At 43.6% G+C, this 12209-nt stretch carries 11 protein-coding genes; all 11 read left to right on the top strand.

Annotated elements, in window-relative coordinates; translation table 11 throughout:
- Positions 1–572 precede the first annotated feature (572 nt).
- Entirely contained in the window at positions 573–1565 is a 993-nt protein-coding gene (gene hflK / locus AS29_RS03530; RefSeq protein WP_035410950.1) for an FtsH protease activity modulator HflK, read from the top strand.
- The gene (hflC, locus tag AS29_RS03525; RefSeq protein WP_035410947.1) at positions 1555–2484 is read left to right on the top strand and encodes a protease modulator HflC; all 930 of its coding nucleotides are present in this window, start codon (positions 1555–1557) and stop codon (positions 2482–2484) included. The genes hflK and hflC overlap by 11 nt, the downstream gene beginning before the upstream one ends.
- A gap of 117 nt (positions 2485–2601) precedes the next feature.
- Positions 2602–5235 carry a DNA polymerase I gene (gene polA, locus AS29_RS03520; RefSeq protein WP_035410945.1) on the top strand — a complete coding sequence of 878 codons (2634 nt, stop codon included), beginning with the start codon at positions 2602–2604 and terminating at the stop codon, positions 5233–5235.
- Positions 5236–5252: 17 nt separating this feature from the next.
- Positions 5253–6104 carry a DNA-formamidopyrimidine glycosylase gene (mutM, locus tag AS29_RS03515; protein WP_035410942.1) on the top strand — a complete coding sequence of 284 codons (852 nt, stop codon included), beginning with the start codon at positions 5253–5255 and terminating at the stop codon, positions 6102–6104.
- 82 nt (positions 6105–6186) lie between these two features.
- Positions 6187–6819: a sporulation membrane protein YtaF gene (gene ytaF, locus AS29_RS03510; RefSeq protein ID WP_035410939.1), complete on the top strand. Its 633-nt coding sequence runs from the start codon at positions 6187–6189 to the stop codon at positions 6817–6819.
- Between the two features lie 14 nt (positions 6820–6833).
- The gene (coaE, locus tag AS29_RS03505) at positions 6834–7436 is read left to right on the top strand and encodes a dephospho-CoA kinase (RefSeq protein WP_035410935.1); all 603 of its coding nucleotides are present in this window, start codon (positions 6834–6836) and stop codon (positions 7434–7436) included.
- Positions 7437–7867: 431 nt separating this feature from the next.
- On the top strand, positions 7868–8887 hold the full coding sequence (locus AS29_RS03500; protein WP_035410932.1) for a glyceraldehyde-3-phosphate dehydrogenase: 1020 nt from the start codon (positions 7868–7870) through the stop codon (positions 8885–8887).
- 354 nt (positions 8888–9241) lie between these two features.
- Positions 9242–9622: an adenosylmethionine decarboxylase gene (gene speD, locus AS29_RS03490; RefSeq protein WP_035410928.1), complete on the top strand. Its 381-nt coding sequence runs from the start codon at positions 9242–9244 to the stop codon at positions 9620–9622.
- Positions 9623–9761: 139 nt separating this feature from the next.
- Positions 9762–10163 carry a hypothetical protein gene (locus tag AS29_RS03485; protein WP_035410926.1) on the top strand — a complete coding sequence of 134 codons (402 nt, stop codon included), beginning with the start codon at positions 9762–9764 and terminating at the stop codon, positions 10161–10163.
- A gap of 65 nt (positions 10164–10228) precedes the next feature.
- Positions 10229–10690 (top strand): transcriptional regulator NrdR, encoded by a 462-nt coding sequence (gene nrdR, locus AS29_RS03480; RefSeq protein ID WP_035410924.1) that lies wholly within the window; start codon positions 10229–10231, stop codon positions 10688–10690.
- A gap of 70 nt (positions 10691–10760) precedes the next feature.
- Positions 10761–12191, top strand: a complete 1431-nt coding sequence (locus tag AS29_RS03475) for a replication initiation and membrane attachment family protein (protein ID WP_035410922.1) — start codon at positions 10761–10763, stop codon at positions 12189–12191.
- The last annotated feature ends 18 nt before the right edge of the window (positions 12192–12209 follow it).

The raw sequence follows: 12209 nt of genomic DNA, 5'->3' as shown, positions 1-12209 counted from the left end.
GGCAATATTTTCTTTTGATACGTCTAAACCTACGTATTTAATGGTATCCTTCATAATAGCTAGCTCCTTCCGTAATGTAGCTCTGATTTGGTTTTGTTTGACAAAAACAGTCTAACCAAATTAACCTACGATTTTACGAGTAAGGGGCTAGTTTCGTTCATGATAACTCGACGCTTTGCGCCTGCGGGGTCTCACCTGACCCGCTGCTCCCGCAGGAGTCTCACGCCTTCCACTCCAATCAACAGGTGTCAAAAATAGCATCATGCTTTACATAGCCTCTCTTTACCTGTAAAGGGATTGATGTACTCCATACCCATCGTGCTTATTTTTCCGCGACTATATCGTCATATATCCGGTTGGTTACTGGCGAACGCTTCTGTAATCCCTTAAGAGCATGGTCAGCAACAAAGACTTCCAGCCGCAAAGAAAACCAACCGTTCTCACGGGTGGTTTTTTTTATGTCCCTGAAAAAAGCATTCTTCCCTCCTTTTTCTCAAATTTTCCATAATATGAAACTTCCAAGACACATAAACGTAAGTAAGGTATACAAAGAATGGCGGGGGGCAATAAGGATGACACTAAAACGTTTGTATACACTGACAGGATTTGCTGCCGTAATTGTGATAGCGATTATTCTGGTCTTTACCACCTGGTTTACGGTTGACGAGTCAGATCAGGCGGTCATTATGACACTTGGAGAGGTTCAGGATACGGTTACGGAATCAGGCTTGCACGTAAAGTGGCCATGGCCAATTCAAAAGGTTGAGAAGCTTTCCAAAGAGACATTCAGTCTGCAATTCGGCTATGAGGAAAAAGATGGAGACGTGAAAGATTTCCCGGCAGAAACGAAAATGATTACGGGTGATGAGAACATCGTTCTTGCCGACATGGTGGTGCAATGGAAAATCTCTGATCCTAAGAAATTTTTATTCTCTTCAGAAGAACCGGAAGAAATCCTTTATGATTCCACCTCTTCCTCTTTAAGAAGCATCATTGGAAGCTCAAAAATAGATGATGCGCTTACTTCAGGTAAAGCGGACATTGAAAAGGAAGTGCAGGAGCTCTTAGGAGAATTGATGGCTAAATATGATATTGGGATTTCGATTCTGGCGGTTAAGCTGCAGGATGTGGATTTGCCGAATGAGGAAGTCAGAAAATCGTTTACGAATGTAACGGACGCCAGGGAAACAATGAACACAAAAATCAATGAAGCGAAGAAATATGAAAATCAAAAAAGAGAAGAAGCACTTGGAGAGAAGGATGCCATCATTTCTAAAGCCCAGGGGGATAAAACCGCACGTATTCAAAAAGCGATTGGCGAAACATCTAAATTCAACGCATTATTCGCTGAATACAAAAACGCCAAAGAACTTACTCAAAAGCGTTTAATTCTTGAGACGATCGACCAGGTTTTGCCGAACGCCCAAATTTATATCATGAAGGATGACGGCAATACGATGAAATATTTGCCGCTGATCGATCCTTCCAAAGGTGCACAAACTCCAGCTCAGCCAGCCGCACCGAAAGCTTCAGAAGAAGGGAGTGGCAGCAAAGATGGCCAATGAAAACATCGTAAATTTTAAAGAGAAAATTCCCGGCGGCTATTCAAAGTACATCCGTTTCGGATTGTTCCTGATCCTCTGTGCTTTGCTTCTAATTGTCCTATTCTCCAGCATTTTTATTGTGCAGGAAAATGAATACAAAGTGGTCCGTCAGTTCGGAGAAGTGGTGAACATTATTGAAAAACCGGGTCTTCATGCAAAAGTTCCTTTAGTCCAAAGTGTTTCTTCTCTCCCAAAATATCAGATGACCTACGACGTTAAAGAAGCTGAAATCAATACAAGGGATAAAAAGCGCATGATTATCGACAATTATGCCGTCTGGAAAATTAAAGACCCGAAAAAACTCATTTCCAATGCCCGCAATATGGTGAACGCTGAAGCGAAAATGGCGGAGTTCGTTTTTTCTTCCATTCGTTCAGAATTGGGGCAGCTGAATTACGATGAGATCATTAACGATGAAAAATCCTCAAGGGGAAGCTTGAATGATAAAGTGACCGCGCTTGTGAATGACTCACTTGAACGGGATCAATATGGAATTGTTGTAACGGACGTAAGAATTAAAAGAACCGACCTTCCTGAAGCCAATGAAAAGTCGGTCTATACGAGAATGATTTCAGAACGGGATTCAACTGCGCAGGAATACCTTTCAAAGGGAGATGCGGACAAAAACAGAATTACGGCCAATGCAGATAAATTAGTGAAGGAAACTCTCGCAAAGGCTGAGTCGGATGCAGATGTGATCAGAGGACAGGGGGAACAGGAAGCAGCAAAAATCTACAACAAAGCTTATTCAGCCGACACGGGATTTTACGGGCTGTACCGCACATTGGAGTCCTATAAAAAAACCATTGACGGAGAAACCGTTATCATCCTTCCATTTGATTCTCCATATGCTCAAACCCTGCTCGGGCAGACAAACTGAATAGAAAGCCGCCATTTTTCTTTCTCTGTTAACTCATGATAGAATATGAGGAAGAATAGGGCGGCTTTTTTGCTGTTGAAATATTTCAAAGCGCTTGCGCTTTAAGGAGGAAGAACGTTGGCCAGTAAAAAATTAGTCCTGATTGACGGGAACAGCATTGCTTACCGGGCTTTTTTCGCATTGCCTCTGCTGAATAACGACAAAGGTGTACATACGAATGCCATTTATGGCTTCACCATGATTTTGATGAGAATTTTAGAGGAAGAGCAGCCTACTCATATGCTAGTGGCGTTCGACGCAGGCAAGACGACCTTCAGACATAAAACGTATTCAGAATATAAGGGTGGCAGACAAAAGACTCCGCCGGAGCTCTCAGAGCAGTTTCCATTTATTCACGAATTGCTTGATGTTTATAAAATTCCCCGCTATCAGCTGGAGAATTATGAGGCTGATGACATTATCGGCACGCTCTCGAAGCATGCTGAGAAAGATGGCTTTGACGTGAAAATCATTTCAGGGGACAAGGACTTGACCCAGCTCGCAAGTGAGCATGTAACGATTTCCATTACGAAAAAAGGGATTACAGAGGTTGATTCCTACACTCCTGAATTTGTAAAAGAAAAGTACGGCCTGACACCTGATCAGATTATCGATATGAAGGGTCTAATGGGCGACAGTTCGGATAATATTCCAGGGGTGCAGGGAATTGGCGAGAAAACAGCCATTAAACTTCTAAAAGAGTACGGTACGGTTGAAAACGTACTTGAGTCGCTTGATCAGCTGAAAGGAAAGCTGAAAGAGCGTCTGGAAACTCATCGCGATGATGCAATCATGAGCAAGGAGCTCGCAACGATAAACCGCGATACCCCCATTACAATTTCTCTCGATGACATTCTATACAGCGGATATAATCCGCAGGAAGTACTCCCTGTTTTCAGAGAGCTTGGCTTTAAGACATTGATTGATAAATTCGATACGGGCTCTGAAACGGATGAACCGGAAGAAATTGAAGATCTGCCATTCACTGCTGCAGAGGAAATAACAGATGAGATGCTTGTGGATGATTCCATTTTCGTTGTTGAGGTATGGAATGAAAATTATCACCGTAGCGACATCGCTGGTTTTGCCATTATTAACGAAAACGGCCGTTTTTATCTTCCTTATGGACTGGCTATGGATTCCGGCCCCTTCAGGAAATGGGCGGAAGATGAGCACATGAGGAAAACGGTTTTTGACGCTAAGAGATCGATCGTCGCCATGAAGTGGAAAGGCATTGAACTTGCCGGGGTGGATTTTGATGTGCTTCTGGCTTCTTATATTCTGGATGCCTCTCAAACAGTTGAAGATGTAGCTGGAATCGCCAAGATGAAGGGAATTACCGGAGCAAAAACGGATGAATCTGTTTACAGCAAAGGAGCAAAGCGAAAACTTCCGGAGGATGCCGTTCTTGCCGACCATCTTGTCCGTAAAGGTGAAGCGCTCAGCAAACTCAGCAAAATCCTGGAGAAAGAGCTTCGTGAAAATGATCAGTACGAGCTTTATCATGATCTGGAAATGCCACTTGCGATTATTCTCGGAAAGATGGAAGCGATCGGTGTAAAAGTGGATGTAAACAAGCTGAAGGAGATGGGGGCTGACTTAGGCCAGCAGCTGCAGGCGCTTGAAAATAAAATCCATGGTCTTGCAGGAGAGTCCTTCAATATTAATTCACCTAAGCAGCTCGGGGTCATTTTGTTTGAAAAATTAGGCTTGCCCCCTGTGAAAAAAACGAAGACAGGCTATTCCACCTCAGCGGACGTTCTTGAAAAGCTTGCCGACCGGCATGAAATTGTGGAGCAGATCCTTTTATACAGGCAGCTTGGCAAGCTTCAATCCACTTATATCGAAGGACTTTTAAAAGTGGTTCATGAGGACACCCATAAAGTTCATACACGGTTTAATCAGGCTCTGACCCAAACAGGCCGTCTTAGCTCGACAGACCCGAATCTTCAAAACATACCCATCCGTCTTGAAGAAGGCCGGAAAATCCGTGAGGCATTCGTTCCGTCAAAAGAAGGCTGGGTGATCTTTGCTGCCGATTACTCCCAGATCGAACTGAGAGTTCTGGCGCATATTGCTCAGGATAAAAACCTGATGGAAGCATTCCGTAATGACATGGACGTTCATACGAAGACTGCCATGGATGTTTTCCATGTAGAAATGGACGAAGTGACCTCGAATATGAGGAGGCAGGCAAAAGCCGTAAACTTCGGCATTGTATACGGAATCAGTGATTACGGACTTTCTCAAAGCTTAGGCATCACAAGAAAAGAAGCAGCTGAATTTATCAGCCGTTATTTAGAAAGCTTTGATGGGGTTAAAGAGTATATGGATGACATTGTTAGAGATGCAAAGCAAAAAGGCTACGTGTCCACCCTGCTGCAGCGCAGACGCTATTTGCCGGAAATCACAAGCCGCAATTTTAACCTTCGCAGCTTTGCAGAGCGGACGGCAATGAATACACCCATTCAGGGGAGTGCAGCCGATATCATTAAAAAAGCGATGATTGATATGGCGAGAGAGCTTGAAGAACAAGGACTTCAGTCCAATCTCCTTCTCCAGGTGCACGATGAACTGATTTTTGAAGCGCCTCCTGAAGAGATTGAAATTCTAAAAAAATTAGTCCCGCAGGTCATGGAGCATGCAGTTGAGCTGGATGTTCCATTAAAAGTGGATTATGCCTACGGAGATTCCTGGTATGATGCAAAGTAGCAAAAGGATGTGTGAATGTGCCTGAATTACCGGAAGTAGAAACCGTCAGAAGAACCCTTTCTGAACTAATAATAGGGAAGTCCATCGCGGAAATCGAAGTTCGCTGGCCGAAGATGATTAAACGGCCGGATGATGTTCTTCAATTTCAGGATGCGTTAAAGGGACAAACGATTCAGGATATAGGAAGAAGAGGGAAATTTCTTATGTTTTCACTGGATGATTATGTCCTGGTGTCACACCTTCGAATGGAAGGGAAGTATGGGCTTTACCAGGATGGGGAAGAGGCAGGAAAGCATACACACGTAATTTTCCGCTTCAGTGACGGCACCCATTTGAGATATGATGACGTGAGGAAATTCGGAACGATGCATCTTTTTGAAAAAGGAACAGAGCAGCTGGATCTTCCTTTATCCCAGCTTGGTCCTGAACCCTTTTCGAATGAGTTTTCACGAGACTATTTAGCTGAAAAGCTTTCACGGACAAATCGGATGATCAAAGTCGTGCTCCTTGATCAGCGCATCGTGACCGGCCTCGGCAATATATATGTGGATGAAGCATTGTTCAGAGCAGGTGTTCATCCTGACAAACCAGCTAAAGAATTGTCAATTGAGGAAATAAACGTTCTAAGGGACAAAATTATTGCAACGCTAAATGAAGCGGTGGAGCAAGGCGGAAGCACCATTCGCTCTTATCTCAATTCCCAAGGGAAAATGGGGATGTTCCAGCTGAAGCTTTACGTTTATGGAAGAAAGGGGGAGCCGTGCAAACAATGCGGAACTCCTATTGAGAAGAAAACGACCGGCGGGAGAGGCACTCATTACTGTCCGATCTGCCAGCCGCTTGACGCGGGTGTCAGTGCTGATGCTTAATCCTTTCATTCCAACACGTCACTTTTGATGGGCAAATGTCATATAATGCACGAGAACCGAACGGAAGGGGCCCGTGCCTTATATGACATCCATTTCACTTTTTATTATGGCATTTGCCATAAGTCTGGACAGTTTTTCTGTCGGATTCAGCTACGGACTGAAGAAAATGAAAATCCCGGTAAAATCACTGCTCATTATTGCTTTATGCTCTGCTTTTAGTTTGCTTGCGGCCATGCTGTTTGGCCATTTGCTCAGCTCATTTATTGATCCGGAATGGACGAAAAGAATGGGCGGGATCATTTTGATCGGAATCGGAGCATGGGTGCTGTACCAATTTTTCAGACCTTCCAAAGACCTCACTAGAGAAGAACGGGAAAAAACACTTTTTAACCTGGAAATTAAATCACTGGGAATTGTCATCCACATATTGAAAAGACCATCAACAGCTGATTTGGATGGCTCCGGCCATATTGCCGGGATTGAAGCTCTGCTGCTTGGGGCCGCATTGTCATTGGATGCATTCGGTGCAGGCTTTGGTGCCGCATTGCTTGGCTTTTCGCCTTATGTCATGAGTGTGACAGCTGCTGTAATGAGTTCCGTCTTTCTGCTTGCCGGCATCAAATCAGGCCATCTGTTCTCAAGATGGTCATGGATTGAAAAATTCAGCTGTCTTCCCGGAATTCTCTTAATCTTTGTGGGCTTTTGGAAGCTGTAAGGGAGACGATTGAAGTGACACTAGTAATTGGTTTGACGGGAGGTATCGCCAGCGGTAAAAGCACCGTTTCCTCCCTATTAAAGGAGCTTGGCTTTCCGGTTGTCGATGCAGATGTAATTGCAAAAGAAGCCGTCGATCAAGGGAAACCTGCCTATAGTAAAATTGCTGAAGTCTTCGGACATCATGTTTTGCAGCCTGATGGTTCGATTGACAGGACGAAGCTAGGAAGCGTAATTTTCGCTGACCCTGAAAAAAGAAACATATTAAACGGGATTGTTCATCCTGAGGTCAGAAAAGAAATGATCCGCCAGCGGGATGAATTGATTCAGCAAGGCAGCAAAGCGGTCATTCTGGACATTCCGCTTCTTTTTGAAAGCAAACTCGCCCATTTTGCTGACAAAAGCCTTCTTGTATATGTGACCCCTGAAACTCAGCTGGAGCGTTTGATGAAAAGGAACGGCTATTCCCAAAAAGAAGCTCAGCAGCGGATTGATTCGCAAATGCCACTCGATGAAAAGAAATCACTTGCAGATGAAGTGCTCGATAACAATGGAACAAGGGAAGAGACGGAAAGTCAGCTTCTCGGGATACTTAGAAAATGGAAGATCAGCGAGTAACAGAAAGGGCTATCTAAATAGTCCTGGTGAAAGGAAATGTATTATAAATGCAACCCCCGGGACGCTGTTATCGAGCATTCCGGGGGTTGTATTTTTGTAATAGGTATATAGAACAATTATGGTTAGGCTGAGTGGAGCGGAAGATGCTTGACTCTGCGGGACCAGTGGGACAGGTGAGATCCGGCAGGCGCCAAGGATAAGCAAGCAATCTGGAATGGAAATCTGCCAAAACCAAACAGAAACCTGCTTTATGACAGTCCTATTTTACCTTTTAACCAATTGTGCATCTTATAACCCGGACTATTCCAATAAAAACAACGAAAAATATAGAAAATTAGTCGTTTTCATCTTTCCAAAAACCCCGAATGTGATATACTAATTACATAATTAACACTTCTAGTATAACACAAAGGTGGAAGGGGTCATTTAATATGAACGTAAATGTAGCCATAAACGGGTTTGGAAGAATCGGAAGGATGGTATTTCGCAAGGCGATTATGGGTGAAGATTTTCGTATTGCTGCAATCAATGCAAGCTATCCGGCCGAAACTCTTGCACATCTGATTAAATATGATACAAATCACGGGAAATTCGATGGAGACGTTATTCCAGCTGGTGATCACTTAATTGTAAACGGTCACAAAATTCTTCTGCTTAATAATCGGGATCCCAAAATGCTTCCTTGGAAGGATCTGGATGTTGATATAGTAATTGAGGCTACAGGAAAGTTCAATTCAAAGGAAAAAGCGATGGATCACATTGCTGCCGGTGCAAAGAAGGTTGTCCTGACCGCTCCGGGTAAAGATGAGGACGTTACAATTGTGATGGGTGTCAATGAACACATGCTGAAAGAGGAGCATCAAATTATTTCAAATGCATCCTGCACAACTAACTGCCTTGCTCCGGTTGTAAAGGTTCTGGACGAACAATTCGGAATTGAGAACGGACTGATGACGACAGTCCATGCCTATACAAATGACCAGAAGAACATAGATAATCCGCACAAAGATTTAAGACGTGCCCGGTCGTGTGCACAATCCATTATTCCAACAACAACCGGAGCAGCAAAAGCCCTTTCGCTTGTCCTTCCCCACTTGAAAGGGAAGCTTCATGGAATGGCACTTCGCGTTCCGACACCTAATGTCTCTCTTGTCGACCTTGTGGTTGATTTAAAACGCGAAGTAACGGCCAGTGAAATCAACGAAGCTTTTGCAAATGCTGCATCCGGCTCGATGGAGGGCATCATCCGGTTTACAGCGGAGCCTTTAGTTTCAGTCGATTTTAATACAGATCCGCATTCCGCTATTATTGATGGGCTTTCAACGATTGTCATCGAAGGGAAAAAAGTAAAGGTTCTGGCCTGGTATGATAATGAATGGGGTTATTCCTGCAGGGTTGTTGATTTGGTGAATCTGGCTGCTGTAAGTTTAAGAAAGCCATTAAATGTATAATCTTCTTTCTTGAAGGCTTGGCGATTTTTCGCTAAGCTTTTTTTATAGGCAAAATAAATGCTGTTTTGCCATTAGATGCTGCACGATGTTACTGCGACAGGGGTTAGAAATCTTAAAGGATCTAATTGTGTATAAAATGTTCTCAATTTCAGGAAAATATTTTTTCGTGAAGTGTGTTGCAAAAACTATTCAAAGGAAGTATACTATTTTTCGTGAACTTCTTGAGAGCAAGGTGTTGTGGCTACTTAAAGGGTTAGGACCTCTTAGGACTAACTTTCCCCCGTGGTAGTATGGCATGCCAATGTGCGGAGAATTTCATTCAATGCCAAATATGAATAAGGGGGATCCATGACTATGGAAACAATGGGACGACACGTAATCTCAGAACTATGGGGCTGTGATTTCGATAAGTTGAACGACATGGATTATATTGAAAAAACGTTTGTTAATGCTGCTTTAAAGTCTGGTGCAGAAGTTAGAGAGGTAGCTTTTCATAAATTTGCTCCACAAGGTGTGAGCGGGGTTGTCATTATTTCTGAATCCCACCTAACCATTCACAGTTTTCCTGAACATGGGTATGCGAGTATTGACGTATACACATGCGGAGATTTAAATCCGAATATTGCTGCCGACTACATTGCTGAGGCACTTAGTGCACAAACACGTGAGAATATCGAAATTCCACGCGGCATGGGACCTGTTCAAGTAAAACAGTCTCAAGCAAAAGCTCAGTAATTTTGAAGTTTGATAATGTCATTGGGTAAAGAGGTGTGAAGATTCATTCACACCTCTTTTGATTATCCGGAAAAAACAGTATGATAGAGATAAATACATATAACACCCATTCAGGGTGTTGCAGAGGAGAAGAAGATCTTTGAGTCTATTAAAAAAAGTTCAAGCTTTCTTTTCAGCACATAGCGAAACAGCTGAGACGCATCAAGATCCTGAATTGAGAAGCCGCTACTATAAAGCAACGGCAAAAAAAGCAATGGAAGCCGTACAGGCTGCAGCAGCTGTCAGAGGCGGCTGTAAAGTTACATCCGTTTCAGAGGAGCGCGGGGAAATCAGTGTGCAGATTCAAAAACCTAAATCTGCTCTTTTGGTAGCAACAGTCATCTCTGTAAGACCATTTGAGACGGCCATAGATTTTTCCGTTTCATCCGACACGGCTCTTCCGACAGATTTCGGCTATAGCAGAAAGGTCATTCTGGTGTTTCAGCAGAAATTAGACAGTGAATTAAAATTTGTCGGATCCGGACTGAATTCAGGCAAATAAAGAAACGATAGATCATATAGGGCATAGCCCGGTTACCATGCATGGATTGGAGCTGTTAATAAAACATGAAGTGTCCTACTTGTCATAATCAGGGTACACGGGTGCTTGATTCCCGTCCGGTTGAAGAAGGCAAAGCCATCCGGAGGAGACGAGAGTGCGAAGAATGCCAATACCGGTTTACCACATTTGAAAAAGTGGAAGAGATCCCGCTGATTGTGGTAAAAAAGGAAGGGACGCGCGAAGAATTCAGCAGAGAAAAGATGCTGCGCGGTCTGATAAAAGCATGTGAAAAGAGACCTGTTCCCCTGACAAAGCTTGAGGAAATCGTCCAGGATATTGAAAAAGAATTAAGAAACAATGGCGTTTCAGAAGTGAAAAGCGATAGTGTTGGAGAAATGGTCATGGATCGCCTTGCACAGGTGGATGAAGTCGCTTATGTCCGCTTCGCTTCTGTATACAGACAATTCAAGGATATTAATGTTTTTATAGATGAGTTAAAGGAATTGATTAAGAGGGAAAGCAATTAGGAGTACGGATCATTGATACTTCCGGCTCCTTTTCCCCATCGCTATTCTTATAAATGGGGAGGCAATCGGAGTGAAGGATTATCATTGGAAGGAACTAATTCCGGGTGACAGGTACCGGGCGAGAAGCCAGGGAATCCTCCAGGAATACGACCGGAAGCTTGTAACTATGCTTTATCAGCCGCTTCTCGGTACGGCTGCTCTTGGTTTATATATGACCTTGTGGGCAGAGCTTGAACAGGACCGGGTATGGGGAAAGGAACATCCCCACCACCGCTTGATGACATTGACTCAAATGAATTTAAAAAGCTTTTATTCTGAACGGATTAAGCTTGAAGGAATTGGCTTGCTGACTTCCTATTTTCAAGAAATGGACGGCAGCCGCATGTTCATCTATGAGATTCAGCCTCCTCTTAAACCGGATGCATTTTTTAACGATGGAATGCTGAATATTTATTTATATAATCGGGTTGGCCATACAACCTACATGCAGCTTAAACAATACTTTACGGATGAAGAACGCGGTACTGCTGAAAATGTGACCCGATCGTTTGATGAGGTATTTCAGTCCCTTCAGCCGAGCGAGATGACGATGACGCAAGGCGATGAAGGACCCGGCGATGAAAGAGAATACATCGGAGAAACAGACGGGAATGAGCCGAACCTCTCACCATCCGTGTTTGACTTTGATTTGCTGTTTGAAGGGCTGTCAGAATCGGTTATCTCTAAAAAATCAATTACGGAGCCTGTCAAGGAAACCATTGTGAAGCTGTCCTACGTGTATGGAATTGATCCGATCAATATGAAAAACCTGCTCATGGATTCGCTTCAGCCGGATGAATCCATTGACAGGGAATGGCTTCGCAAGAGTGCCAGAGAGTGGTACGATTTTCAATATGGCAAAAAAACGCCGAAACTCGTTGAGATCAATAAAATTCAGCCGGTTATGCAGCGGACCGTCCTTGAAAACAAAGAGCTGACGAAGGAACAGATGATTATCCGCCAGCTTGAAACGATATCCCCTTATCAATTTATGAAGGATCTGTATGAAGGAGCGGAACCGACGCTCGCGGATATGCAGATTATTGAAGAAGTTATGATTGGTCAAAAGCTAATGCCGGGTGTTGCAAATGTGCTCATTTACTATGTAATGCTGCGTGCCGATATGAAACTGTCGAAGGGGTTTGTTCAGACAATAGCCGGTCATTGGGCCAGGAAAAAGGTTTCGACAGTGGAAGGCGCCATGCAGCTTGCCAAGAAAGAGCATAAGAAATACCTGGAATGGGCTGGAGGCAAAAATAAACCTGCATCATCATCCAGGAGGAAACCGGTCAGAAGTGAAATGCTTCCGGATTGGCTGAAAGATCAGGAAAATGAGCAGAAGCCGGATCAAGAAGTTTCAGTAAATCCTGATGCCGGTCAGCAGGCAGCTCTCGAAGAGGAAAAGCAGAAAATGGCAGAATGGATTAAAAATTATAAAAATCCGCCAAAATCAGAATCCTGAATCCGGATAAGAGGTGAA

This window comes from Bacillus sp. SJS, from assembly GCF_000732485.2.
In the GTDB taxonomy this organism is placed as follows: domain Bacteria; phylum Bacillota; class Bacilli; order Bacillales; family Bacillaceae; genus Metabacillus_B; species Metabacillus_B sediminis.
The sequence above is the reverse complement of the archived record's forward strand: the minus strand, read 5'-3'. Positions and strand labels throughout refer to the sequence as shown.